Source organism: Chroococcidiopsis sp. CCNUC1 (assembly GCF_023546805.1).
GTDB classification, from domain to species: domain Bacteria; phylum Cyanobacteriota; class Cyanobacteriia; order Cyanobacteriales; family Chroococcidiopsidaceae; genus Chroococcidiopsis; species Chroococcidiopsis thermalis.
In genome coordinates this window covers 1,521,734-1,547,698 of sequence record NZ_CP097480.1, presented here as the reverse complement: position 1 = coordinate 1,547,698, position 25,965 = coordinate 1,521,734, and the positions used below count along the sequence as shown (strand labels likewise).

The window sequence follows — 25,965 nt, the reverse complement described above, 5'->3', positions numbered from 1 at the left end:
TTTGATTTATTTTGCGAGCGTCCCCACTTCTAAAAAATCTAAAATAATTTGTCTTGCCGCAGGGACTAAAGGTAAAATGCGATCGGCTTTGGCTGAATAACAACTCCCGTGTTGAATTTGTTCGGGAGTTAATAAAGCCATATCCCAACCTTCCTTTAATACGAGTTGGTCTAAATCTACTGTTAGTGGTGCGTGGAAAACATGGCGCTCTACTTGAGGATCCGAGTAACAGCCGACTTCAGATATAGAAGGGGGAAAATAAGCAATTTCTTCCTGTAATTCTCGAATTACAGCCTCATGTGGCGTTTCGCCTGGGTCGAGATGTCCGCCAAAAAAGCCCCAGTGTGCGGGATAGACAATATTGGGAATGTCGTCGCGTAATTGGAAGAGAAATTTATCGTCACGATAGAGGATAGCGATCGCCACGCGAACGGGTTGATGAGTCATAATTGTGCAATAATTAACCTAACGAGTGGGAGTCTGTACCTGCTGTTCCTCTACATAGATTTCCCCAAAATCTTGCCCTGCGATCGGGATACTCTGAAAATATACCTTACCCTCGATTGAGACAGGTGTTTGCAGCCGCACATTCGTTCTTTTTGTCAGCACCCAAATTTTCCCTGTTGAGTCTTGCAGTTGATACATCCGCCAACCAGCCAAAGGTATTTGTTGTACGACTTTACCTTGCAGGCGAACGGTAGTTCCATTGCCTGTTTCTGGCTTGAGTTCGCCAATCTTAAAAGCAGTTGTACCCATCAAGCCAATACCATTCATTGCATACTGGGGCAATCTACCACAACTAAGTAGCCCCAGGATGAGCAGCGAGTAAATAGCAGTTTTGAAAAGATTCATAAAAGAAAGACAAGGGAGACAAGGAAGACAAGGAAGCAGAGGAGAAATCCAAAATCTAGAATTTCCCTACACCATACACCCCATTCTTCACTGACAACTGATAACTGATAACGGATTGCTTAAACTATATAAGTCAAAACAGTTATAACTGCCTTTTGACAAAACCATTTTAAAAAAGTTCCCCCAACGGCGATGAACGCAAAAACAGCGAAGATACTAGATGGCAAAGCTTTAGCCCAAAAGATTCAGACAGAGTTAACGACACAGATTCAAGCACTACAACCGCAAATCGGACGACCCCCAGGACTAGCAGTACTCATGGTAGGAGATAATCCTGCTAGTGCTGCCTACGTGCGCAATAAAGAGCGGGCTTGTACTAAAGTAGGAATTGCTTCTTTTGGAAAGAATTTTCCTGCCGATGCTACCCAAGCAGAAGTCGCGCAAGCGATTCAAGATTTAAATGAGGATGAAAGAGTAGATGGGATTCTCGTTCAACTACCATTACCCAACCATTTAGATTCTGTCGCTTTACTGCATCAAATTGACCCAAATAAAGACGCAGATGGATTGCATCCAGTGAATATGGGACGGTTAGTCAGGGGAGAATCGGGTTTACGCAGTTGCACCCCTGCTGGGGTAATACGAATGTTACAGGAATACCAGATTTCTTTGCAGGGTAAACAAGCCGTAGTCGTGGGGCGGAGTATTTTGGTTGGAAAGCCCCTAGCTTTGATGTTACTAGAAGCTGATGCAACAGTCACGATCGCCCACTCGCGATCGCATAACCTTGCAGCCATTACTCAAACAGCAGATATCCTCATTGCTGCTGTCGGTCGTCCTAACATGATTACTGCCCAAATGGTCAAACCTGACGCTGTAGTCATAGACGTGGGAATCAACCGCATTATCGACTACGAAGGTAACAGCCGCCTGGTTGGAGACGTAGATTTTGAGTCAGTGCAAGAAGTTGCCGAATTGCTGACCCCAGTTCCAGGTGGTGTTGGTCCCATGACAGTCGCCATGCTACTGCACAATACAGTCTGGAGCTATTCTCAAAAGGTTAATGGGTAATGGAGACAAGAAAGTCAAAAGTTAAAAGTCAAAAGTCAAAACGACTTTCTTTTCTTCTGACTCCTGTTCGCTGATAACTGATAACTGATAACGATCGACTGACAACTGCCAATTTCTCGTAAAATTGTTACGGAGACGACAGCACCTAAAGGAAACAAGGCATGGTAGCAGCGGATAACCTTCAGATGCCTCATAATGAAGCCCCGTTTGACCTCTCAGCTTACTTGAAACAACGCCAAGTAGAAGTTGAAGCGGCGCTGGAGAGTTCGATTATCGTCACTTATCCAGAAAAAATCTACGAGGCAATGCGCTATTCGCTTTTAGCAGGAGGAAAGCGGTTACGTCCGATTCTCTGCTTGGCTACTTGCGAAATGGCAGGAGGCACGGTAGAAATGGCAATGCCTACGGCTTGTGCCTTAGAAATGATCCATACGATGTCATTGATTCATGATGACTTACCAGCTATGGATAACGACGATTACCGACGCGGACGACTGACAAATCACAAGGTTTATGGTGACGATATTGCAATTCTGGCTGGAGATGGTCTGTTAGCTTATGCCTTCGAGTATATTGCTACCCAGACTAAAAATGTACCACCAGAGCGCGTACTACGAGCGATCGCTCAGTTGGGTCATGCTGTTGGCGCGGCGGGGTTAGTTGGGGGTCAAGTGGTAGATTTGGAATCGGAGGGTAAGTCAGACGTGACCGCAGACACTTTGCACTTCATTCATACGCATAAAACCGCTGCACTACTAGAAGCCTGTGTTGTCAGTGGGGGTGTTTTAGCGGGGTTAGAAGAATCGGATTTGCAACGGCTATCGCGCTATGCTCAAAATATCGGACTTGCCTTTCAAATCATCGACGATATTTTAGATGTTACGGCGACAGCAGAGGAATTAGGCAAAACGGCTGGCAAAGATTTACAAGCGCAAAAAGTCACATATCCTAGCCTATGGGGTATAGAAGAATCCCGCCGCCAAGCACAAGCATTAATTGCTACGGCAAAGGAAGAACTAACTCCATTTAGCGAGAAGGCACAACCACTCATTGCTCTAGCTGACTTCATCACCAACCGCAAGAATTAGGGGAGTCCGGAGTCGGGAGCAGAGAAGGAGGCACTGTCTTCACGGAGTGTAGCACAGCGTTTACTGTTAACCAACAACTAACAACCAACAACTATCAACTATTAACCTTCATCCCTCATCCTTTCAATCAAACCTCATGCAGGACATTGGCGACATTCTCAATAACAGCGTGCTGCTAGTTGCTGTCATAGCTTGTCTAATTGCTCAAGCAGCAAAACTGGCAGTCGAATTACTTAAAAACCACAAATTGGATTTTCGCGTTTTGTTGACTACTGGCGGTATGCCTAGCGCCCATTCTGCATTGGTCACAGCCTTAGCTACGGGTGTCGGTCAAACCGCAGGTTGGGATAGTCCAGAATTTGCGATCGCGACTATTTTTGCCATCATTGTTATGTACGATGCTGCTGGCGTGCGTCAAGCCGCAGGCAAACAAGCCCGCATTCTCAATCAAATGATGGACGAGTTATTCAGCGAACATCCTGAACTGAATGAAGACCGCTTAAAAGAATTATTGGGACATACACCTTTCCAAGTCATTGTTGGTTCTATGTTGGGCGTATGCATTGCTTGGTTTGTCAATACTTTGTTATTCACACCTACCTACCCAGTACTAGCGGCGGGAGGCTAATCAGTTATCAGTGACCAGTGACCAGTGACCAATGACCACGCACCACTCTTTCCTGATAACTGATAATTGATTACACTGTTGTTAACGAAGCTAAAGGATCGGGGATAGTATCGGAGGGAGCTTGAAATTGCCCGGTAATGACAAACTCTAATCGCAGTTTCAGCCAAGTAATAAACTGAGAATTAGTAGAAATAATTGCTGCTGCTGGCTGCGGGCATTTGCTTTTAATTTCCTGCATTTCTGGGGCTTCTAGAAAGGCAGGTTGTTTGACTAACCAAAAATCAATTTCTTTTTGCTTTTCTAAGTAGTCGCGCGTCCGTTCTTTCAATACTTCTTCTAAAGGTTCTTCTTCAGTTAAAAAGCGTTGACTGGCTAAAACGTAGTGGTAGGTTTTCATTGTTTTGATGGTAATTGGTAATTGGTAATTGGTAGTTGGTAGTTGGCGAGAGGTGAGAGGCAAGCGGTAAGAGGTTTTGCTACCTCAGCTCCCGCTCGCTCCCTTACCTTTCTTCCCCTGCTCCCAGCTCGTCCCTGCTCCCTGCTCCCCTAATAGCCTGTTTCATCTCGCGCACGGCTCGTTCCATACCAACTAAAGCCGCTCGACTAATAATTGTATGACCGATGTTGAGTTCTTCCATCCCAGGAATGCAGGCAATTGGGTAAACATTCCAATAGGTTAAACCGTGTCCGGCGTTAACTCGCAATCCAGAGGCGATCGCTTGTTCGCAGCCTTTGGCTAACACTGTCAATTCTGCTTGGCGGCTGGCTTCCGATTGTGCTTCAGCATAGCGTCCCGTATGCAGTTCGATAAATTTGGCTTTAGTCTTGACAGAAGCTTGGATTTGTGCATCTTCGGCATCGATAAACAAACTTACGGGAATATTTGCCGTTTGGAGCTTGTCTACTACCTCGCTCATGCGATTCAGTTGTCCTGCTATATCTAATCCCCCTTCTGTTGTCACCTCTTCTCGTCGTTCGGGGACTAGGGTAACGTAATCTGGCTTTACATCTAGAGCGATCGCTACCATTTCTGCTGTCGCTGCCATTTCCAAGTTCAGGTGCGTGCGAACTGTCTGCCGCAATATTCTCACATCTCTTTCTTGAATGTGTCGCCGATCTTCGCGCAGGTGAACTGTAATCCCGTCAGCTCCCGCTAATTCTGCTAGCACCGCTGCTGCCACGGGATCTGGCTCTACCGTGCGTCGAGCTTGTCGAATCGTCGCAATATGATCGATATTTACTCCCAGTGTAGGCATCCACGCTCCCTTTACTTGCCGTCTCCGCACTTAATTTTACCAAGAGTCAAACTAAGTCGTAAGTTGTAAGCCGTAAGTCGTCAGTGGAGGACTGCAAAAAAAGCGCGATCGCCCTATTATAGAAGTTAGATGGCTCCGAATCTAGCTCGCTTCCTACGACATGGCATCTACAGAAAAATTAGCGATCGGGGCATTGAGCATCAGCATAAAGATTTGCATTAGAGCTGATAAATAAAATAGGAGGCAAGCTATGCGCGATCGCGTTAACTTAACCTGATTTGATATATTTTCGATTCCTTAATACAACTTAATAATTTCCGAGAAAGGAATCATTTTAGATGTAGCTATACCAATATTAAGTTATCAATTATTTGGTCAGTGGGAAGACTTGTGAAAACTTCTTCCCTCAGTTTCCAGTCCCTACCCCTTAGCTTAGCTCCAAAGATGTGTCCATTAAGTGTCAGTACTAGCCGCTCTACTCATGCCTTGGAAACAGGGGAAGCCAAGCTATGGAGTTTGCTGGTGGGAGTGAATCAATATCAAGACGCTCGGCTACCTTCGCTGAGTTATTCTGCCTCTGATTGCCAAGGATTGACAGAAGCGCTGGCAGAAGCAACTCAAGGATTTCCACGCAAGGAACCGATCGCGCATCACGATTTCGCGACTCATCCACCCACACTAGAGGCAGTGCGGCAGAGTTTAGAACAAATTGTCGCAGCGGCTCAACCTCAAGATACAATTTTGCTTTACTTTTCCGGTCATGGAGTTTTAGATCGGGAGACGGGGCAAGTCGTTTTATGTTTGGCAGATACATCGAAAGATAACCTACTGCAAACAGGTTTGAAGTTGCCAGATGTATTAGAGCTATTGCAAAAGAGTCAAGTTCATCGCCAAATGCTATGGCTCGATGCTTGTCATAGTGGGGATCTCACTTTGCGGGGAGCTAAAGGTGAAGTGACGATAGAACAACCAGAACTGAACCCAGCACAGCAATTGATGGAGGTATTGAGGCAACGAGCAACTCAAAGTCGGGGCTTTTATGCCTTATTGTCCTGCGATCGCAAGCAAAGGTCTTGGGAATTTCCCGAACTGAAGCATGGGTTATTTACTTACTACCTGATGCAAGGATTAAGGGGGGAAGCCGCCGACACTCAAGGTGTGATTGATGCGGATGGGCTGTATAAATACGTTTATCACCAAACTATCCAATATATAGATCGGTTAAATCACCAACTGCGGCTGATGAATCAGCAAAAGCGCAGCCGAGGAGAACTAGATTTACACCCAGAATACCCTTTACAAACTCCGAAGCGAATTGTAGAAGGGGTAGGAGAACTCGTTTTAGGGTTAAAGGTAGACGAACGCATCCCACAACCAGTCAAACACAGCCGCCGCGCCTTAGTATGCGATGGTTTTGCCGATAGTAATGCCGTTTATGCTTTCAGTCGAGCTTTACAAACAGCTGGAAATTTTGCCCTAGAATATTTTCCCCAGTCCGGTAAAGCATGGACGGATGCCAGATATGCCATTCAAAGCTGTTTGCGATCGCCCGTTTCCTCCCAAGAACCAGAAACAGTTTTGTTATACTTGCGCGGTAGAATGGAGGCGATCGCAGATGGGGAAGCTTGGCTTGTTATGGGCGACAGTCTGCGGCTAAGTCGTTCTTGGTTGCAGCAAGAGTTACGCCGTAGTGCGACAGCACGACAAATTATTCTTCTCGATTTTCTGGGTACAGAGCGATCGTCAGCAACACTGCAAGAGTGGATCGAAGAATTACAGCTCAGTGGTGGAAAACAGTGTATTATCGCTGCTGCACCCTCCGATCGCGCACCAGAGCAATTTACTCATGCTTTGCTAGAAACATTGGCAGCAAAGGAACCATCCTCACCTTTGTCAGTAACAGCATGGATGGATGAATTACAGCAAAAGTTAGAACGGATGGGAATGCCATTGCACCTGTGGCTGTCAGAAACCGCCGGCGACATAGAAATTTTCCCTCCAACGACGTTGACAGCCACAAAATTCGTTCCATCGCCACCAAAACCACCACGGATCGAAAAACCTGCTGTCAGCCACTCTACGCCCAAAGTGCAGCCACCAGCAGCCGCCGCCAGTCCTCCTCCAGCACCCGCACCAGCAATACCATTACCGGCGAAAGAATATTTTTCACAGCAATACGCTCAGTTAGAAAAAATTTTGCGGGAACTGGTAGGACCAATTGCTCCTACCTTACTCTCTCAGGTGGCAACTCCAAATTCTCAACCGCATCACTGGGTAGAAAATTTGCTGCCAATATTATCACCGCAGCAACAAAATCAATTGCGTCAACAATCGATCTCCTTATTACAACAAATCCCAGGATCGCAACCGCAAACGCGATCGTCATCTTGTGCTACAAGTTGGCAACACGAAACTTTGTCAGAAAATTTTATTCATCAATGCGAGCAAGCTTTATCTGCCGCGATCGGTCCCATTGCGACTTTCTTAATCCAAAATACAATTAAATCGCAACCACAAATTTCGCGATCGGAATTAATCGAAATATTAGCTACCGCGATTCACGATCCTCTGCAAGCAGCAGCCTTCCGCCGTCGATTATTGTAGCTTCTATAGAGACGTTCCACGGAACGTCTCTACATCGTCATGACTACACGGAAGCGAAGTAAACTTTGGATTTTGTGGGGTCAGGAGTCATGGTTTTATCCCCAGGCTGCCAACCAGCAGGACAAACTTCATCTGGATGGCTTTGAACGTACTGAATTGCTTTCAACGTCCGTAGAGTTTCTTCAACACTACGACCGAAGGAAAGGTTGTTAATCGTGGCGTGTTGGATAACTCCCTCTTTGTCAATTAGAAATAGACCGCGAAGAGCAACACCTGCTTCTGGATCTAAGACATTGTAAGCAGCACTAATCTCTTTCTTGATGTCAGAAACAAGAGGATAGTTGAGGTCGCCAACGCCACCTGACTTGCGATCTGTTTGAATCCACGCTAGGTGGGAGAATTCGCTATCTACAGAAACGCCGAGGACTTCGGTATTAACTGCCTTGAATTCCTCAAAGCGATCGCTGAAGGCAGTAATCTCAGTGGGACAAACGAATGTAAAGTCTAGAGGGTAGAAAAATAGTACGACATACTTGCCACGATAGTCAGATAGTTTGATAGTCTTAAATTCCTGATCTACTACTGCTGTGGCAGTGAAGTCTGGAGCAGGTTGTCCAACACGGAGGCATCCTTCACTTGCGTAACTTAGTGGCATTAACCAATTCTCCTTTGATGTGTCTACTATTTGGCAAATTTAGGGAAAGCTAGTTGAGATTCACCCTTACGCTTATAGGCAAGTTCTCGGCTTCCCGTACAGTTGATTTTTACGTTACGTAACAAATATATCATAGTCATAACGATTTTGAGTAGCAATGGGCAATCTAGATACAAGAGAATGGCTGCTGACGAATGGGTTGGGTAGTTTTGCCTGCGGTACGGTAGCGGATGCTCGGACTCGAATTTATCACGGCTGGTTGATTGCTGCCCTCACTCCTCCTAGTCAGCGTACCCTTTTACTGTCCCATCTAGATGCCAGTTTAGAAGTTTCTGCTCAAGTCTTTGCTCTATCGACAAATTTTTGGGGTGGTGGCACAGTCGAACCAACTGGCTACGAGCTACTACAAAGTTTTGAGATCGAACCAGTACCAACCTGGGTATGGGGTGCGGATAATTGGCAACTGTCAAGACAATTGGTAATGCCAGGTGAGGGAGCAGGGACGAGTTGGGAGCAGGGAGACAAGGGAGACAAGGGAGACAAGGGAGACAAGGGAGACAAGGGAGACAAGGGAGAGGGGGAGACAAGGGAGAGGGGGAGACAAGGGAGAGGGGGGAGACAAGGGAGACAAGGGAGACAAGGGAGACAAGGGAGACAAGGGAGACAAGGGAGGAAACACCAACTACCAATTACCAATTACCAACTACCAATCGTTTAACCACCGAATCTTAATTCAGTACCAATATCAGGGACAAGAGACAGCTATTTTGCGATTGCGTCCGGTAATTGCCGATCGCAAGTTTCACGACTCACAACGGGAGGATGAAGATCTACAATTTTCTCAATTAGTTGCCGAGAGTTCTGTTTGCCTACAAGCCGTAAAATCGGGACGTGTAGGCACGTTATGGCATTTACACTGGACGCAGGGGGAGTATCAACCAAATGGCGTATGGTACTGGAATTATTTACTACCAGAAGAGACAAAACGAGGACTGAGCGATCGCGAAGATCTGTACAGTCCTGGCTATTTCACAATTAATCTCAAACCAGGCACAACCGTCACCCTAGAAGCAAAAGTAGGACTGCCAGAATCTCCTTTAACCGATGATGATTTTGAAAAAGCGATAGAAAGTCAAAATTCAAAATTCAAAAGTCAAAAAACAGGAGTCAGGAGTCAGGAGTCAGGAGCAAGAAGTAATTTTTCTCCCCCAGTTCCCCCAGCTCACTTCAGCGACTCCCGACTCTCGCAATTACTCCTCAAAGCCGGAGAACAATTTATTGTCTATCGTCAGTCAGTAGCCGGAGCAACGATAATTGCTGGTTATCCTTGGCTGGAGGACTTTAGTAGAGATGCATTAATTGCTTTGCCAGGATTAACACTCTCGACGGGACGGTATGACTTAGCAAAAGAGTTGTTGGGAACGTTTGGTAAATATTGCTGTTGCGGTTTAATGCCAGATTGTTTGTCAGATGGCGATCGCGAACCTACATATCACAATGTTGATGTTTCGCTGTGGTGGATTGAAACTTTGGGTCTTTATCTAGAGGCTAGCCAGGACTGGGATTTTTTAGCGACTCAATATCCGATCGTGCAGCAAATCTATAAAGCGTTTACAACTGGAACGAAATACAACATTCAAGTTGATGTGGCTGACGAGTTAGTCATTTGGGATGCGGCTGATGCGGCGCTGACTTGGATGGATGTAAAAATTGACGGTCAACCTGTCACGCCACGTCAGGGTAAGCCGATAGAAGTCAATGCCCTGTGGTACTCTGCTTTATGTTGGGCAAGTCTTTGGGCAGAACGGCTCAGTCTTACTCCTGGGGAGAATGTGGAGCGTTTGAGCAACCAGGCACGACGATATACTCAGCAAGCACACAAGGTCAAAACCTCGCTACAAAAGTTTTGGAATCCTACCCTTGGTTATTTGTACGATGCGATCGCGCTCGACGATCGCCTCAACAATCAAATCCGTCCTAATGCCGTTTTAGCTCTATCTTTACGCCACTGTGCTTTTAGCGAAACTCAAGGACAGAGAATACTGCAACTAGCAACCCGCAGCCTACTAACTCCCTATGGCTTGCGTAGTCTTGCTCCGAGCGATCCTGAATACATTGGCAGCTATGCCGGAGCGCCGCATCAACGCGATCGCGCGGCTCATCAAGGCACAGTTTGGAGCTGGTTAATTGGTGCTTACGTGCGTGCTTGGCAGCGTTTTTATCCCACGCAACCGCTACCGATTGACTGGCAACCAATGCTAGTTCACTTACAACACCAAGCTTGCCTCGGCTCTATTTCCGAACTTTTCGACGGCGATCTACCACACACTCCCCGAGGGGCGATCGCCAAAGCTGGCGCTGTTGCCGAACTGATTAGACTGTTATGAGATGGTAGTTGGTAGTTGGTAGTTGGTAGTTGATCGATCGCCGATCGGCGATCGCTGGTCACTGGTCACTGGTCACCGATCGCTGCTGTCCCGCCACCATGAACTGTACCATCTGGCATTACTGCACCTTTGAGGGTGACACCATTGATTTTGGCGTGAAGTATGTTTGCTTTGTATAGCCTCGCTCGACAGAGATTGGCACGGTTGAGGTTAGCACCTAGCAAATTCGCTTCTTCAAGATTGGCTTCAATTAGATTTGTCCCTTCCATGTTTGCCTTTTGCAAGTCAGCTTGACTCAAGTTCGTTTGAACTAAGTTTGCTTGCAATAAGTCTGCCTGTTTGAGTTTGGCTCGATGCAAGTTTGCCCCAACTAATGTAGCGCGTCGAATGCTAGCTTGAATCAAGTTTGCCTCTTGTAGGTTTGCATGACTAAAATTAGCTTTGTAAATGTCGGCTCCCTGGAGGTTAGCTGCTTCTAAACAGGCTTGCTGACAGTTTACCCCTATGAGGTCTGCCATGTAGAGATTAGCCCCCTTCATGTTTGCTTCTTTAAGAAATGCTCCTCTCATATCAGCGCCACTAAGGTTGGCATATTCCAAGTTTACGCCAGCAAAGTTGACAAAAGCGAGATTGAATCCACTTAAATTTGCGCCTTGTAAATCTGGAACGAGTTCTCGATTTTGTTCGCGCCAATCGTTCCAGGTTACAACTCCTTTTTGCAGCCATGCTAAATGCTCTGGTGAAGACTCTGCGATCGCACCTTCTGAGGGGTGCAGCGTTGGCTCGCTCGTGGATAGTTCAACTGACAGCCCCAATAAACTGTCAATCTTTGCCCGTAGCTCCAGTAGTGCTTTACGATCTAATAAAGTTAAGATATCTTGGGCAATGGATTGCAGCGTTACAGCAGAGGGCTGTACGGAACTAGGCTGCTTTTCAGTCATACTATTGTTTACATAGGAATTGCTTCTCACTTATCTTTCCCAAATTTCTCACCATCTGTAGCAGAGTCAGTCAAGAAGACAAAAGTTTGAGGGGCAGTTTTTTTGACGTGACTTACAGCAAAACAAAAAATTCTGCGATTAAACCCATACCTACACAAGTTAGAAGTTAAAAGAATATTGATGCAGATTAAGTTTGCTACCTCAAATCTCGATATATCACGATGCTTTCCGGTGATGGTGCAGTTGCGATCGCATTTGACAGAAGCAGAGTTTGTTAACCGCGTGCAACGCCAACAGCAAGCTGGTTACTTTCTAGTCTACGTCGAGAAAAACAATTCAATTAAAGCCGTAGCTGGGTGTAGATTGATGGAAACATTAATTGATGGGCAGCTACTTTATATTGACGATCTCATCACTGATACATCCGAGCGTTCTCAGGGTTATGGTAGTGCCTTAATTGATTGGTTGATAGAGTATGCTAAATCGCAAGGGTGCGGTTCGCTGCAACTCGATAGCGGCGTACAACGTGCTGCTGCCCACAGATTTTACTTTAGAAAAGGGCTGACAATTAGTTCTTTTCGTTTTAAGAGAAGTTTACAGTGAAGAAAGGGAGCGCACGAGCAGGGAGTAGGGAAGAAGAGAGCGGAGGGAGCGATCGGGAGCGATTACCAATTACCCATTACCCATTACCTTTTGTAAATATCATAATATGTTGTGATGGTAAAACATCTTTTGTTGTCTGCCATTGCAAACCGATCGCTTGCATCTCTTTGCGGGCTTGTTTTTGGGTCATTTTATGTAAAGTTTTGATCGGAATAAATGGATTTTCTCTGCGATATTCAACTAGTACCACTCTTCCGGCTGGCTTGAGAGCTTTTACTAATTTTTTCATCATTTCGTTGGGATGAGAAAATTCATGATAGGCATCTACCATCAAAGCTAGATCGATACTATTTGTAGGTAAGTTAGGATTGGCGATCGCACCTAAAACAGGTTCTACATTTGCGATTTTATTTTCTTGTTTGAGAAACTCAATTATGTCTAACATTTCTGGTTGAACGTCAACAGCAAATACTTTACCTTGAGGTACTACTTTCGCTAGCCGAAAGCTAAAATAGCCCGTACCAGCACCAATATCTGCCACTACATCAGTAGGTTTTAAATCGAGAGCGGCAATCGCTTTTGTTGGTTGTTCTTCCCGTTCTCGACTTGGACGTTCTAGCCATAAACTTCCTGTATGTCCCATCACTTTAGCAATTTCCCTACCCAAGTAAAACTTACCTATACCATCCGCACTCGGAGAACGATATTCATAAACTTTTGTATTTATTGGATTAGATTGTGTTGCTACATCTGCGGCAGCGCTACTAATATTAAATCCTAGACAACAGACAATTAAGCACAATCCGCAAGTGATGCGTAAAAATGATGAAATACGTGTTTTCAAGTGCATTTTTATGAGTTGTAATTGGTCATTTGTCATTTGTGCGTAGCTAGTTACCAAATTTTTATCTAGCCACTAGCCACTAGCCACTAGTCACTGACAACTGATAACTGTTCACTGTCTCCGTGCTTCTAATTTTTTGACTCTTGCCTCTAATTGATTGACTTGCTGTTTTGTTTCGACCGCTAATGTTGCTAGGTTATCAAAAGATTGTAACTGACTTAGGTTATTGCGATCGCGTCTGCGATTATCTGTATTAGGCGTTCTGGGAAGATTGGGGCGAGAAGTACGATCTATTTGACTTTCTAGGCGATCGAGTCTTGCTTCTAAGGTTCTAAGGTCGAATTCTAATGAGTTGAAGCGCGAATCTGATTGTTGAGATAATGCAATTTTAGGGATAAAACCAATCGTCAAAAATATACTAATCAAACCAACTAAGAGCGGTAATAATATTTGTCTAAAAATACGATTATTGTTCAGCATGGTTTATATAAATCGAGCAAAAAAAGTGTCATCAGTCATTTGTCTATTGACTGATGACCGATGACCAATTACCAATTACCAATTGTTAATTACAGTCTAACGAAAATTCCCAGGATTTAACCGCGAATGAGAGCTATTTTGCTTGACTTGTACGGCATCGTCAAGTTTTGCTCCAGTGCCACCATCCTTTGCATCTAAGAAGGGTTTGAGGTTAATATTCTTAGTATTAGTGCGTTTTTTTCCACCCAAAGCTTCACGACCCATGTTGATGAGATCGCTAATTTCGCTCTGTCTTCCCTGATAAGTACTGACTGCATCAGTTTGCTGTCCGCTATCAGCTACGGTGAGGTTTTCAAAGACGCGATCGCGAGTTGATATGGGGTCTTGTCCTGGTGGTACGGTAAAAACAATCCGACAGGACGAGTCTCTTTCTGTCGTGACGCAAACAGTGTTGTAGCTATTTTCTACCCCTGTAGTCATTTCTAACAAACCATCGGGACGGTAAGATTCTAAACGACGAGCAATTTCGTTACAACGTCTTTGAGAATTCCAACCACCACCCATATTTGATGGTTTTGCCCACTCAAAGAACTCTCCTGGCTGGCTTTCTGGCTGGTAAACTACAGTGTACTCGCCATTTACAGTCTGACAGCTAAACCGCGTCGCTCTCGTAACGGGATCTGAACTGCCAGGATTGCGGCGGGAAGTAGGTGTAGTATCGCCTTCTGTATCTACGACAACATCGCGATCGCGGTTGGTCGAGCGACTATTGCGATCGCTAGAACGAGAATTCTCTTGAGCAATTATCATTCCTTGGCGGGGAAAAGCCATTGCAGTTTCATGTGCTAACAGCAAGGCTAACCCCATTGATAAACTCAAACCTCTTAACAATTGAAACTTAAAAGTTTTTGCAGACATGAAAAATAATCCTCAAACTTAACCCTGCTGCCTCTAAGCTATCTACCTCAAGCCAGTGATGTATCTAGTGCAGGAAAGATTGTTTACATTTATCGATGATGCTTTTTCTTAGTTATCAGTTCCTTCTGAATCAAAATTTTTTCCACTCTTGCTTTCATCTCGGCATGGCGCGCTACTCCCTCGTAGGTATAACGGTTGTAGCCATTACGTTGAATCAGTTCTTCGACATAGCGAATGCGATCGCCTGTTGGGGGGTGAGAAGATAACCACGCTGGCGGTTCTCCCCTTTTGTCTTGTTCTTTCAGCGTCACTAACAGATCGCGTAAACCATCAGCTGCATAGCCGCTAGCTGCAATTAGTCTTGTCCCTAAAGCATCTGCTTGGCGTTCCATATCGCGACTGTATCTCATGGCAAAAATGTTCGTTACAGTCCCACCATAGGGAATATATTGAGTCACATTCGCCAGTAAATTACCTTCAGCTGCCAACTGAAACCCATGAGAAAGGACGGCGTGAGATAATTCGTGTGCCAGTAATCCAGCCAACTCTGCTTCAGATTCAGTTTTGGCGATCGCGCCTGCATTCACAAATACTTTTCCACCTGGTAAGGCAAAAGCATTTAAATTATCGTCTAATACAACGTAAAACTCATATTGAAAATCGTCGCGACCTGTGACTTTAGCTAGTTTTTGTCCAATTTCATTCACGTAGTCAATGACTATTTTGTCTTCTACCATTGGCAATTGTTCTCGCGCATCTTTGGCAATCGATTTACCGATGGATGATTCCCCTCGTAATAACATCGAGCCTGTTTGCAAAGCCGACAGCGGACCCAATAGACTACCTGTAAGGGCATATCCTGCTACCCCAGTAATCACATTGGCGATCGCATTTCCTCGTAACTTGCGGCGCAGATGTCGCGTATAATTCTCTAAATGTAAATCGGCTAGTTGAGTAAATTCTGCGGTGCTAGGTTGGTTGGGATTGAGAATTGCAAATCTTCGCGCGGCGATCGAGGCTTCCATCCATTTTTTTTCAGCAACGAAGGCTTCTATTTTGGCTTTGACTAACTCCGGTCGATCGGGATAAAGAGATGTTGCTCGTTCCAAAACATCGATCGCTTCTTCAGGATGACCTTGTTTATTGAGTACTGCTGCCAGTTGCAGATGTCCGGGGATAAATTGGGGATACTGTTCTACCAACAATCGCAAGGGAACCAAAGTTCTCGTTTGCAGATTTTGAGCGATACCTGCTTCTGCTTCCCGCCAATAAACCTTGCCTGCTGGTGATAGTTGAGTCACATCAACAATCGGTTCTGGACGCTGTTTAACTTCTATAGGGGTAGTAAAAGGCTCTTTGACTTCTCGATAGAGTTTTTCTGCTTCTGCGTGCTGTCCGGCTTGATGCAAACGATCCGCTTCAATTAGTTTTTTTCTCTGCTCGACAATTGTGGCAAGGCGGGAGGCACTGGTTTCGAGTTCAAATGTGGGTGGTTCCCCTGGTTGTGGTTGCGTGGGGGTATTTTCTGTTGGCGCAGGGGGTATCGCCATAACTGGCGTTCCAGAGACAAGCAAAGCTGCATTTAAAGCGATCGCCAGTCGAGTCCAGGCGGGTTTCATAGGGTATTTGTCCGAGTGTGGGAGTGTAGATAATTTTTAGTCTATAGTTGTTGTCAGACTTTAGGCGATCGGGACAAATATTTTTCTCAACGCTCTCCACAAAAAGGCGAGAATCGCTAACCACGGTACTAATACTATGACGCTCAGAATCTTGAGCGAACGAGTACTCCTCAAGACTTCTCTAATTTGATTGAACGTAGTTTTCAAATCTCCTTTGCTCAGCGCTCGAAACGCAAGTTTAATTCCATACTTGCCACATTCTTCTAATGCTTGTTTGGTTAGTTTCCAGCAGAGGTGAGAGGGAAGCAAGCGATCAAATGTTTTTATCACACGTCTAGCACAGACTAAGTTATATCCTGAGGATAGAACAGTAGATGTAATGGTATTATTATGTACTCTATAAAAAGCTAGCACTTGTGGCTCAAACCAAACTTTATAATTAACTGCTATCCTAATCCACATCTCATGATCCGCAGAACTCTCCATTTGAGAATTAAATTTTCCTAGCTTTTCATAAACCTCTTTTTTGACAGTAACAGCAGGAGGATCGAAAAGAGAACTAATAGCAATTTTTTCAATAAAGTTGGGGATTATTCCTGCTTTTTTTCTATGTAAGCGGGAAATATATTTTAGCCGACGACCTATCTCATCTATATGTTGGTGGCGACAGCAAGCTGCTCCAATTGCAGAATTAGTATTAAAACCGATCTCCATCCGATGATAAAATTCAGTTCCAACAATATCGTCATCATGCAAAATATGTATGTATATTCCTAGCGCTCTTTCTATGCAAGTATTCCAATTTGTATAAATATCTACTGTCTTTGGCTGACAATAAAAACTAACTTTACCTTTGTATTGAGAAACTATGCTCTCAATCGCTTTGTTAGTAGAACAGTTATCTACTACTTCTATTTGAAATCGATTGAATTCTCGTTCTGATATTTGAGCTAATACGCTCTCTATTGCTGCTGATAAATATCTCGATCGCTCATAAGTTGGGATCATTATCGACCAGATTGGTCTTCGATTGGTTTCTGGTGTCATCTCAACTTTGATTTTGGTTAAAAATTAGTTGTATAGCTTTATATCGATTGCCGGATATTATACGCATTAGCGATCGCGCGGGCTGTTTTGCACATTACACAAAACCTATTAAACTCATAACGACTTTGCTTTAGTGCAAATGCCGATTCTGCATACCTATGGCGTTCCCGATTTTGAAAAAAAGCGATACATTAATAAATAAGTATTTACATTAATTAATACTTCTGTTAATTTTTTGAAATCTTTGACAAACTCAGCGCAACATCTGCACCATGTCTACAACCACCTTTTTAGCTACCGTACTCAAACCCAACACTAGCCCTAACTTCTGGTCGCAGACTGCTTGGGCTGTCCTGCGTGCTGTCGTAGGGATTGTTATGATTCATAATGGCTTAGACAAACTGGGTAATATCGAAAGCTTTTCTCAAGCTTACGTTGAGTACATTGGTTTACCCTTCCCGATCTTTTTCAGCTACTTAGCTGCATTAACCGAAACAATCGGTGCGCCACTGGTAGCGATTGGCTTTTTGACCCGTCCAGCTGCTTTTGGTTTGTTCGGAACCATGTGTGTAGCGATGTACCATCACATCTTGGTTGCTGGTTTAAATCTTTCTTATCTAGAACTTTCTGCTGTTTATGCAGTTTGCTTTCTCTTCTTCACCATCAATGGTGGAGGACTATTCTCTACAGATGCTTTGATTGCTAACTGGCTCGATGCTAGTGCTTTCTCTATGCAAGCGAAGCGGATTATGCGCTTAGAAAAAGCTTATCAGGCTCAGAGTGTGGCGGAAATGGTCAGTAAGTAATGAGTTGTGAATCGTGATGGAAGATTGGCAACTTGCGATCGCCATTCGCTCTACGATTTAGGGAAGGAAGCGATCGCTTCTTTCCCTAGTTTTTGTATTTTTACAGCAACCCTCAATCGTTTATGAAGAGCTTGTACTACAGTCACCATTAGTTATTGACAAATGACCAATGACAACATGTGAGGGCGCTCTATCTCAATAGTCTCGTTACCCTAATATCGTATTCAATACCTTGTGGATGGTCGCTTCTAGCCTGCGCTCTAGCAAGGCGATCGACTTTATCTTTGGACTCTGCATCGATTTCGTAGCGTGCTGTTTCGCTTCTGCAACTAGCACTTGTCATTTCTAAGCATTCTTTGATATCTACCAATACTTCATAAGTGTGCATCGTTTGAGAACCTCCTCGTTCGAGATGCAAAAGGTAGGAATTAAGTTCAGTATAGGAAGCTACGGAGTTCACAGTCTTTAATAAACACAATTCTTTATAGTGGTAATCGGCAGTTGGTAGTTGGTAATTGGTAATGGGTAGTTGGTAGTTGCTTCCTTGTCCCCCTTGTCCCCCTTGTCCCCCTTGTCCCCCTTGTCCCCCTTGTCCTTCTTGTCCCCCTTGTCCTCCCTGCTCCCTACTCCCTGCTCGTGCGCTCCCTTTCTTCACTGATAACTGTCCTTAGTTGGGCAAACCTCATAAAGTGGTAGGGTAACTTGAAATGTCGTACCTACGCCAATTTCACTTTCTACTGTAATTGTTCCCTGATGGGCTTCAACAGACTTTTTGACAATGGCAAGTCCTAATCCCGTGCCTGGAATTGTACCGACATTACTAGCCCGATGAAACGTCTCAAATAATTGGGATAGTTCTGTTTGCGGAATACCGATCCCTTGGTCTTGAACTTGGAAAATCAGATGTTCTAATTGAAAAATTAACTTAAAATTGACAGCACCACCTTTAGGAGAATATTTAATTGCATTTGAGAGTAAATTACTAAAAATGTGTCGTAGGAGCTTTTCATCCATACAAGCATGAATATACTGGCGCTTGCAATGAAATAAAACTTTATGGTTTTTGGTAGTTATTTCTATTTCTTCTATTAGTTCTTGACAAAAGTTGACGACATCAATCGAGTGGGGATTAAATTCAATTTTTCCAGCTTCTACTTTACCAATCAAAAGTACATCATTTAAAAGTCCGGTCATGTGTTTTACAGAATTAGCAATTCGCTGAAAATGCTGATTTTTGCGATCTTCTGTCCATTTGTAACCATAATCTCGTAGTAACTCTGTTGAAGATAAAATTGTAGTTAATGGTGTCCGAAATTCATGGGAAGCTATAGAGATAAATTTACTTTTCATCTCGTTCAAATGCTTTTCTTGTTGTAAAGCCCGATCGGTTTCTGCTTTGGCAGCCTCAGCTACTCTTACCTGTAACATTGCCGCTTCTATTCTTTTCTTTTCAGTTATATCTCGCGCTACACAAACGAAACCCTGCTTGTTACCCTGTTCGTCAACAATAGCAGAAGAACTAAAAGATACAGGAATTGCTCTACCTGCGGCTGTTAACAGATTTGTTTCCAGATTGAGATTTAACCCGCGATCGGCTAACGTATAAACACTCAAGTTTGTGTTTTGGCTTAGAAAAATATCGATCGACTTACCAAGTAATTTGCTTTCTGAAAACCCAAGTAAATCGAGTGTTGCTTGATTTACCTTAGTAACAATTCGCTCTGGATTAGTTACAATTAGTAAATCTGACATCGAACTGAGAATTTTATCTAAATAGATTTGAGATACTGTTGTTCTCGATAAACCTAATATCATTTGATTAAAAGCATCAGCTAAAACTCCGAGTTCATCGTGAGAATCGATCGCAACTCTAGTTTCTAAATGACCTTCTCCAACCTGAATTGCTGCTCCTTTTAGCTTGTCGATCGGTTTGAGAATAGAACGAGAAATGAAATAGCCTAGAATAATGGCAGTTATGACAGCAGCTAAAGTTGAGGAGACGATCGCGCGCTCTCCCATGAGAAACATTTTTTCGGTTTCTCTAACTTCAGTTGATAAACTATTTTCGGCTCGCTGCTTGTATTCCTCGACCTCGGGTAATATGCTTTTTTCTACATACCATTCTAATTTATCTGCTAAAAGCTGCTTGGCATCCCACTCATTAGTAGATAGTAATTGTAAATATTGCGTGACTAAAGTTTTATATCTTAAAAAATTGGCTTTTAATGCCTTAAGGCTTTGATAACTTTTCTCAGCTTCTTCTCGCGTAAGTTCAGTTTCAAAACTTACTATTAATGCCGGATCGTTTTTCTGAATTCTATCATTTATATTGTTTTCTATTGTATTTAATTTAGATTCGATTAGTGCAATAATTTCTCCTCTACTATATATATGTATTTCTCCAATTGAAAGTTTATGCGTTGCTACATTTACTGCTTGTATGTCAGCGATCGCCCGACCGGAGAACTCGAATTCATAAATGTATTTTTTGTTGATTCGCTCTATATGAGCGTGAGTATTTTTATCGACAACCAATGATAGACAACCGATTGAGCCTACTAATAAAGAAGTCCCGACAAAACCTATAGTTAACTTTTGACGAATCTTCATGTTAGAAACCAATTTATGGGAGTCGCGATCGCGCTGATAGCTATAGCTATGCATTTTCATTTCAACTTCCGGGAATTGCGATCGACGACCGTAAAAATACGGGTGTATTCCGTATCTCCAAAAAATATAGAGACGCAAGCGCTTGCGTCTCTACGATCGAACTTATAGCCAGTTAAGACTCTATGAAGTCTTAGTTTTTGATTTAGAAGCAGTCGTTGTCTTGCGAGTGCTGCTAGCGGTTTTTTTCTTGGCTGTAGTTGCAGTCCCATTACCGTTAGCACTTGCCTTAGTAGATTTGCGCTTCGTCGATTTTTTAGCGCTCGATTCCTTTGAGGCTAATAGTTCTAACGCCTTATCTAAAGTCATATCTTCGACTTTTTGCCCCTCTGGTAATCCCGCATTGGTCTTTCCGTGCTTGACGTAAAGCCCGTAGGGACCCTCGAAGATGTTGACTGGTTCTCCGTCCCCCGGATGAGCGCCCAACTCGCGTAATGCTGATTTGGATTTGCTGCTGGTACGTCGTCCTTTCTTGGGTTCGGCAAGAATCTCTAGCGCCCGTTCTAGAGTCACTGTCAATACGTTGTCACTGACTTTAAGCGATCGATAGTCTTTGCCTTCCTTACCTTGGTCGTGGACGACATAGGGTCCATAGGGTCCAATACTAGCTTGAATTTTGCCTCCCGTTGCTGGGTGAGTACCAAGTAGCCGAGGTAGAGATAGCAAACCAACAGCTGTCTCTAGGGTGAGGTTATCGGGCGTGACACCTTTAGGCAACGAGGCTTGCTTGGGTTTGGGCTTATCCTCAGTTTTTTCCCCTAGTTGCACGTAAGGACCGTGAGGACCGATCTTGACATAGATCGGCTCTCCAGTTTCAGGGTGAATCCCTACCTTGTCCGGTCCTTCGGTTTTCTGTTTGAGCAACTTTTCCACTAATTCGGCATCTAAATCTGCCGGAGTCCAGTCTTTAGGAATGGAAGCAGTCACAGTATCGCTACCGTTCTGTGCTTCGATATAAGGACCGTAACTACCGATGCGGACTTTTGCTTCTAAGTCATCAAAAGCGACTGTTCTCGCAACGTTGGCTTCAATTTGACTTTCCCGTGCCTTAACTAGAGTTTCCAGTCCCGCATCGCCTGAATAAAACTTGCGGAGATATGGCAACCAAGCTGCTTCACCCGTAGCAATATCATCCAAGGTTTGCTCCATTTTGGAGGTAAAGCTAGGGTCTACCAAGTCAGGAAAATGCTGTTCTAACAAGGCAGTGACAGCAAAGGCGGTGAAAGTAGGAACGAGGGCGTTGCTGACGATTTGGGCATAGCCTCGGTCTACAATCGTACCGATGATGCTGGCGTAGGTACTGGGGCGACCGATACCCTCGCTTTCTAGTGTTTTAACGAGAGAAGCTTCCGTATATCTCGCAGGGGGTTGGGTTTCGTGTCCGATCGCCTCTAGGTTTTTGCAGTCGGGGCGATCGCCTTTTTTCAGCGGTGGTAGAATGACTTCCCGATCTTCTAATGCTGCTTCTGGGTCGTCGTAACCTTCCACGTAAGCGCGTAAGAAGCCAGGAAAATCAATTCGCTTCCCACTAGACCTAAATCCCGCGTCTTCTACCTGCAATTGCACGATAACTTGAGTTTGGCGCGAGTCTGCCATCTGGGTCGCCACAGTGCGCTTCCAGATCAAATCGTAGAGATCGAATTCTCTGCCGCTCAAACCTGTTTCCTTGGGCGTGCGGAAGCTGCTCCCAGCCGGGCGAATGGCTTCGTGTGCTTCTTGTGCGCCTTTACTTTTGGTGGAGTACTGGCGCGGTTGGGGACTGAGATAATTTTTGCCATACATCTGCTCGACGCAACTACGGGCAGCTGCGATCGCCTGCTCGGATAAATGCACCGAGTCGGTACGCATGTAGGTAATATATCCCTGTTCGTAGAGGTTTTGGGCGACCCGCATCGTGTCCCGCGCCGACAAGCGCAGTTTGCGGTTAGATTCCTGTTGCAGGGTAGAGGTGGTAAAGGGTGGTGCGGGTTTGCGCGTCGTAGGACGTTCTTCTAAATCCGTCACCGTCCAAGGTTTGCCCGTTAAACGCTCTAGTAGTTCCCTGGCTTGGGTTTCATTCAATAAAACAACATTGCGTCCGGCAACGATCTGCCCTGTATCTGGGTCAAAATCGCTGCCATTGGCGACTTTTGTACCAGCTAGGGTGGTGAGTTTGGCTTCAAATTCACCTTTCGCCTCTTTGCCTTTCGCCTCCAAGGTGGCTTTGAGATCCCAGTAACTCCCTTGGCGGAAAGCGCGGCGTTGCCGTTCGCGGTTAACTAAAAGTCTGACTGCAACTGACTGGACTCGTCCGGCAGATAGCCCTTTGGCTATTTTTTTCCACAGTAGGGGGGATAGGGTGTATCCTACCAGGCGATCGAGTATTCGGCGCGTTTCTTGGGCGCGGACGAGTTGTTCGTCAACGGTGCGGCAATTTTTCAGCGCTTTGCGGATTGCGTCTTGGGTAATTTCGTGGAATACCATCCGCTTGACCGGAACTTTTGGCTGGAGTAGCTGCAACAAGTGCCAGCTAATGCTTTCGCCCTCTCGGTCTTCGTCTGTCGCCAGTACGAGTTCGTCAGCAGATTTTAGTGCTTCTTTGAGCTGCGTGACAATTTTCTTTTTATCCTTGGGAATCACGTACAGCGGTTCAAAGTCACTTTCCACATTCACGCCCAACTGCGCCCATTTTTCCCCTTTAACGTTGGCGGGAATATCGGTGGCTGATTGGGGTAGGTCGCGTACGTGACCCATAGACGCTTCTACCCGAAAGTCCCTTGGTAGGTAGTTACGGATGGTGCGTGCTTTGGTGGGGGATTCGACGATAACGAGAGTTGACATGAGAACCTAAAGGAAAAATAGCGGCTGCGGCTGAAAAATCAGAATTAAGGATTTATCGGTCGGATGTCAATAGTTCACTCCTAGTACGATTGGATTGGGTCAGCATCAAGTGCCTATTGCAGAAAGCGATCGCTGCGGTGGGCATAGCTCCAGCCTCTCCTACCAAACTATTTCCATCTTTAACTTATATCTAGCATTAGTGGCTACCATTAAATGCAAGTTATAGTTCTAGACAATAGCTGGAAGTCCAGGCAGGTAGTGGCAAAATTCACATAAAAATTTTATAATTCACGCCGCTCGCTCTTGGTAGTCGCAGGGGCGATTTTCTCGGAAATAGCTTTACTTTACACGGTTGGCAGCTGAACAAATGTAGATGTACTGAAGTTATACAGCATAATCGAGGGTAGAGCAGTTTTTGTAGTTTTTTGTAGTGTAAACGAAACGATGCGGCGATCGCACGATGTTACTTGATGTTACCCAGAGTATTGTTCGACGACTCGTAGAGTCATTTGAGAGAGGATGAGTTCATAAGATTGCAGACATTCAATCTTGAAGGATAAGGGGCATTATAGGCACAAGGTAGCACTATCTACCTCCGTATCATTTCTGATAGAGCGTGAATTTAGAATTTGAATTAGGAATTTTAGATAATATAAATCTGTATTCGATCGCAATTTAACTGAGGTGCGATCGCATGATTTTTTAAGCACAATTAGCGCAAAATACAGCCAATTACCAAGGTTTTTTATTGTCCGCGTCCTGGTTTGCAATCTGCAAAACCTAACGCTTCTGTATCCAAAAAACTAGCCTTCGCCATCTCAACTACTGCTTCAATTGGGTATTCAATTTCAGCAGCACGAGCAATTAAGGCGGTGCGAATTCGTTCGGGTAAGCGTCCTAAAATGACTTCGGCATCAGCAGGAGAGAGTTGCTCTTGAAGTTTGGCTTGCATGGCTTTACCTGAATTGTTGGATTGTGGCAACTATATGAATATATCAGATATGATATAAATAACACATGAATGAAACGGATAAACCTTTGGTTTGGTTGCATGGCGAGATCAAAACACCTCCTTTTAGCCAAGCAGCACGCATAGAAGCAGGAGTTTTGCTGCGACGGTTACAGCAAGGTGACAACTTAGGACTGCCCCATTCAAGACCAATGACAAGTATTGGGACACGCTGCCACGAACTACGGATTCGAGATGCAGATAAGAATTGGAGAATCATCTACCGAATTGATGACGACGCAATTTTAATTCTTGAAGTGTTCAATAAGACAACCAGAACAACACCTACCAGTGTTATCGATATCTGTCAAAAACGACTCAGCAAATACGACAAAGATATACAGGATTAATTGTATGAAAGAAGCCAAAAGAAAAAAGCTGGAAGAAAAAGGTTGGAAAGTCGGAACTGTTGCAGAATTTTTAGATCTTACCCCAGAAGAAACTACACTTATTGAGATTAAGCTTACTCTCAGCCGTCACCTCAAAGAACGGCGACAAAAATTAATGACCCAAACTGTACTTGCAGAGAAATTACACTCTAGCCAACCTCGAATCGCTAAGGCTGAAAATGGTGATGCTTCAGTTTCTATTGAATTACTCATTCGGGCAATGCTAGCAACAGGCGCAACTCCTCAAGAAATTGGACAAGTTATTGCACAAGTGGGCTAAATTTAAACACTCTAATTGAAACAATCGTATGCTAGAAAAGTGGCGATCGCGATTTAACTGGGGTGCGATCGCGTGAGTTTTTAAGTGCAATTAACACAAAATAAACCCAGCTACTGAGTTTGTTCTAGTAGAGATTTAGTAATAAATGAGCTATGTTGCCACTGCTGCTTAATACACTTCGTCATGGCTACCAATATCTACAAACACAGCTTTTCCATCTTCTGTAAAGTAGAACAATACTCTCTGGTCATAATCTATGCTAAAACTCCAAAATTCTTTGAGGTTGCCTGATAATTTGTGAGTTTTTAAGCTGGGAGCAAATGGAGCTATAATAAACTGCTCTAATTTCTGCCAAAATCTCGCCTCTAAATCTACATCGCTCTTAATACGTTTTTTAAAAGCACGTTTGAATGAGGAACTGAAACTGACTTCCACTATTATTCCTCTATCAGTTGCTTCAGTTCATTAATGTTGGCGGAAAATTTTAGTTCGCCTTTTTGCTGTTCAACCTGCGCCAATTGAAAGTTTTTATATATCTGTTGTCGGCGTTCTTCACGGATATACTGTTTCAGTAGCAGTTGGATTTCTTGTTTTTCGTCAGTGGATAGACTTTTGATTGCCTCGACCACATCGCTGAAGGTCATAGTGTACAAACCCTTTTCATGCTTACTCAATTACTTTAACATATCGCTTGTTGTGGGCGATCGCGCGTTGGCTGTAAGGGAATTGTTAGTTTGCGATCGCATCTTAAGTGATTAAATTGCGATCGCATGAGTTTCTTAGTACAATTAGCGCAAAATAAACTCAATTGCCGATGTTTTTATATGAGTCATTCAGCTAAAAATTAAGTAACTCAAATAAAAAATTTTCAGAATTAGTCTAATATCTATTACCAGGTTGCTAACTAACAATGAAAGCGAGCAACAGGATAGTAGCACCGAACGAAGCGCGAAAACTTTGCACGTCCGCTCCAAAGCGTTATTAGGCTTCTTACGGCGACT

At 44.2% G+C, this 25,965-nt stretch carries 26 protein-coding genes and 1 pseudogene; 10 read left to right on the top strand and 17 right to left on the bottom strand.

Annotated elements, in window-relative coordinates; genetic code table 11:
- Positions 1–6: 6 nt before the first annotated feature.
- Both M5J74_RS07240 and M5J74_RS07235 read right to left on the bottom strand, forming a co-directional pair.
- Positions 7–447 (bottom strand): NUDIX hydrolase, encoded by a 441-nt coding sequence (locus tag M5J74_RS07240; protein WP_106167551.1) that lies wholly within the window; start codon positions 445–447, stop codon positions 7–9.
- Between the two features lie 18 nt (positions 448–465).
- Positions 466–852, bottom strand: a complete 387-nt coding sequence (locus tag M5J74_RS07235) for a hypothetical protein (protein WP_015153464.1) — start codon at positions 850–852, stop codon at positions 466–468.
- A gap of 192 nt (positions 853–1,044) precedes the next feature.
- Between M5J74_RS07235 and folD the strand changes: the two genes are divergently transcribed.
- From folD to M5J74_RS07220, 3 genes are all read left to right on the top strand, one after another.
- Complete coding sequence (gene folD, locus M5J74_RS07230; RefSeq protein ID WP_015153463.1) at positions 1,045–1,923, top strand: bifunctional methylenetetrahydrofolate dehydrogenase/methenyltetrahydrofolate cyclohydrolase FolD; 879 nt, start codon at positions 1,045–1,047, stop codon at positions 1,921–1,923.
- Between the two features lie 161 nt (positions 1,924–2,084).
- Entirely contained in the window at positions 2,085–3,011 is a 927-nt protein-coding gene (gene crtE / locus M5J74_RS07225) for a geranylgeranyl diphosphate synthase CrtE (protein WP_015153462.1), read from the top strand.
- A gap of 136 nt (positions 3,012–3,147) precedes the next feature.
- A complete protein-coding gene (locus M5J74_RS07220; protein WP_015153461.1) occupies positions 3,148–3,639 on the top strand; it encodes a divergent PAP2 family protein in 492 nt (163 codons plus the stop codon).
- A gap of 70 nt (positions 3,640–3,709) precedes the next feature.
- Here M5J74_RS07220 and M5J74_RS07215 read toward each other — a convergent pair whose 3' ends face one another.
- Both M5J74_RS07215 and M5J74_RS07210 read right to left on the bottom strand, forming a co-directional pair.
- Entirely contained in the window at positions 3,710–4,036 is a 327-nt protein-coding gene (locus M5J74_RS07215) for an MgPME-cyclase complex family protein (RefSeq protein ID WP_371934016.1), read from the bottom strand.
- A 103-nt stretch (positions 4,037–4,139) separates the two neighbouring features.
- Complete coding sequence (locus M5J74_RS07210) at positions 4,140–4,895, bottom strand: pyridoxine 5'-phosphate synthase (RefSeq protein WP_106547842.1); 756 nt, start codon at positions 4,893–4,895, stop codon at positions 4,140–4,142.
- A gap of 444 nt (positions 4,896–5,339) precedes the next feature.
- Here M5J74_RS07210 and M5J74_RS07205 point away from each other — a divergent pair, with 444 nt between their 5' ends.
- On the top strand, positions 5,340–7,499 hold the full coding sequence (locus tag M5J74_RS07205) for a caspase domain-containing protein (protein ID WP_106167547.1): 2,160 nt from the start codon (positions 5,340–5,342) through the stop codon (positions 7,497–7,499).
- 43 nt (positions 7,500–7,542) lie between these two features.
- Here the strand turns inward: M5J74_RS07205 and M5J74_RS07200 are convergent, their stop codons facing one another.
- Positions 7,543–8,154 carry a peroxiredoxin gene (locus M5J74_RS07200; protein WP_015153457.1) on the bottom strand — a complete coding sequence of 204 codons (612 nt, stop codon included), beginning with the start codon at positions 8,152–8,154 and terminating at the stop codon, positions 7,543–7,545.
- 157 nt (positions 8,155–8,311) lie between these two features.
- Here M5J74_RS07200 and M5J74_RS33325 point away from each other — a divergent pair.
- Both M5J74_RS33325 and M5J74_RS07190 read left to right on the top strand, forming a co-directional pair.
- Positions 8,312–8,584 (top strand): annotated as a pseudogene (locus M5J74_RS33325) (glycogen debranching enzyme N-terminal domain-containing protein); the annotation flags it as partial.
- A 58-nt stretch (positions 8,585–8,642) separates the two neighbouring features.
- Positions 8,643–10,541, top strand: coding sequence for an amylo-alpha-1,6-glucosidase (locus M5J74_RS07190; RefSeq protein WP_250016147.1), 1,899 nt, complete (start codon positions 8,643–8,645; stop codon positions 10,539–10,541).
- Between the two features lie 65 nt (positions 10,542–10,606).
- On the opposite strand, the gene M5J74_RS07185 is transcribed toward M5J74_RS07190, so the two are convergent.
- A complete protein-coding gene (locus M5J74_RS07185; RefSeq protein ID WP_015153455.1) occupies positions 10,607–11,482 on the bottom strand; it encodes a pentapeptide repeat-containing protein in 876 nt (291 codons plus the stop codon).
- 180 nt (positions 11,483–11,662) lie between these two features.
- Between M5J74_RS07185 and M5J74_RS07180 the strand changes: the two genes are divergently transcribed.
- Positions 11,663–12,085, top strand: a complete 423-nt coding sequence (locus M5J74_RS07180; protein ID WP_250016146.1) for a GNAT family N-acetyltransferase — start codon at positions 11,663–11,665, stop codon at positions 12,083–12,085.
- A 76-nt stretch (positions 12,086–12,161) separates the two neighbouring features.
- Here the strand turns inward: M5J74_RS07180 and M5J74_RS07175 are convergent, their stop codons facing one another.
- The 5 genes from M5J74_RS07175 to M5J74_RS07155 all read right to left on the bottom strand — a co-directional run bounded on the left by M5J74_RS07175 (position 12,162) and on the right by M5J74_RS07155 (position 16,993).
- The gene (locus tag M5J74_RS07175; RefSeq protein ID WP_015153453.1) at positions 12,162–12,965 is read right to left on the bottom strand and encodes a class I SAM-dependent methyltransferase; all 804 of its coding nucleotides are present in this window, start codon (positions 12,963–12,965) and stop codon (positions 12,162–12,164) included.
- A gap of 75 nt (positions 12,966–13,040) precedes the next feature.
- Entirely contained in the window at positions 13,041–13,409 is a 369-nt protein-coding gene (locus M5J74_RS07170; RefSeq protein WP_106217456.1) for a hypothetical protein, read from the bottom strand.
- A 96-nt stretch (positions 13,410–13,505) separates the two neighbouring features.
- Positions 13,506–14,327, bottom strand: coding sequence for a COP23 domain-containing protein (locus M5J74_RS07165; protein WP_015153451.1), 822 nt, complete (start codon positions 14,325–14,327; stop codon positions 13,506–13,508).
- Between the two features lie 89 nt (positions 14,328–14,416).
- Positions 14,417–15,946, bottom strand: coding sequence for a M48 family metallopeptidase (locus M5J74_RS07160; RefSeq protein ID WP_106166821.1), 1,530 nt, complete (start codon positions 15,944–15,946; stop codon positions 14,417–14,419).
- Positions 15,947–16,006: 60 nt separating this feature from the next.
- Positions 16,007–16,993, bottom strand: a complete 987-nt coding sequence (locus M5J74_RS07155) for a glycosyltransferase (RefSeq protein WP_250016144.1) — start codon at positions 16,991–16,993, stop codon at positions 16,007–16,009.
- 272 nt (positions 16,994–17,265) lie between these two features.
- Between M5J74_RS07155 and M5J74_RS07150 the strand changes: the two genes are divergently transcribed.
- A complete protein-coding gene (locus tag M5J74_RS07150) occupies positions 17,266–17,799 on the top strand; it encodes a DoxX family protein (RefSeq protein ID WP_106217453.1) in 534 nt (177 codons plus the stop codon).
- Positions 17,800–17,989: 190 nt separating this feature from the next.
- Here the strand turns inward: M5J74_RS07150 and M5J74_RS33320 are convergent, their stop codons facing one another.
- The 4 genes from M5J74_RS33320 to M5J74_RS07130 all read right to left on the bottom strand — a co-directional run bounded on the left by M5J74_RS33320 (position 17,990) and on the right by M5J74_RS07130 (position 24,238).
- Positions 17,990–18,187, bottom strand: coding sequence for a hypothetical protein (locus M5J74_RS33320; protein ID WP_015153447.1), 198 nt, complete (start codon positions 18,185–18,187; stop codon positions 17,990–17,992).
- A gap of 263 nt (positions 18,188–18,450) precedes the next feature.
- Positions 18,451–20,469 carry an ATP-binding protein gene (locus tag M5J74_RS07140; protein WP_250016141.1) on the bottom strand — a complete coding sequence of 673 codons (2,019 nt, stop codon included), beginning with the start codon at positions 20,467–20,469 and terminating at the stop codon, positions 18,451–18,453.
- A 120-nt stretch (positions 20,470–20,589) separates the two neighbouring features.
- Positions 20,590–23,286 carry a type I DNA topoisomerase gene (gene topA, locus M5J74_RS07135; protein WP_015153445.1) on the bottom strand — a complete coding sequence of 899 codons (2,697 nt, stop codon included), beginning with the start codon at positions 23,284–23,286 and terminating at the stop codon, positions 20,590–20,592.
- Positions 23,287–24,031: 745 nt separating this feature from the next.
- A complete protein-coding gene (locus M5J74_RS07130; protein ID WP_250016139.1) occupies positions 24,032–24,238 on the bottom strand; it encodes a hypothetical protein in 207 nt (68 codons plus the stop codon).
- A gap of 65 nt (positions 24,239–24,303) precedes the next feature.
- Here M5J74_RS07130 and M5J74_RS07125 point away from each other — a divergent pair, with 65 nt between their 5' ends.
- Both M5J74_RS07125 and M5J74_RS07120 read left to right on the top strand, forming a co-directional pair.
- The gene (locus tag M5J74_RS07125) at positions 24,304–24,645 is read left to right on the top strand and encodes a type II toxin-antitoxin system RelE/ParE family toxin (protein ID WP_250016138.1); all 342 of its coding nucleotides are present in this window, start codon (positions 24,304–24,306) and stop codon (positions 24,643–24,645) included.
- Positions 24,646–24,649: 4 nt separating this feature from the next.
- Positions 24,650–24,964, top strand: coding sequence for a helix-turn-helix transcriptional regulator (locus M5J74_RS07120; RefSeq protein WP_250016136.1), 315 nt, complete (start codon positions 24,650–24,652; stop codon positions 24,962–24,964).
- A 168-nt stretch (positions 24,965–25,132) separates the two neighbouring features.
- Here the strand turns inward: M5J74_RS07120 and M5J74_RS07115 are convergent, their stop codons facing one another.
- Positions 25,133–25,399: a type II toxin-antitoxin system YafQ family toxin gene (locus tag M5J74_RS07115; RefSeq protein WP_106546492.1), complete on the bottom strand. Its 267-nt coding sequence runs from the start codon at positions 25,397–25,399 to the stop codon at positions 25,133–25,135.
- Between the two features lie 2 nt (positions 25,400–25,401).
- Complete coding sequence (locus M5J74_RS07110) at positions 25,402–25,608, bottom strand: hypothetical protein (protein WP_106546493.1); 207 nt, start codon at positions 25,606–25,608, stop codon at positions 25,402–25,404.
- Positions 25,609–25,965: the final 357 nt, after the last annotated feature.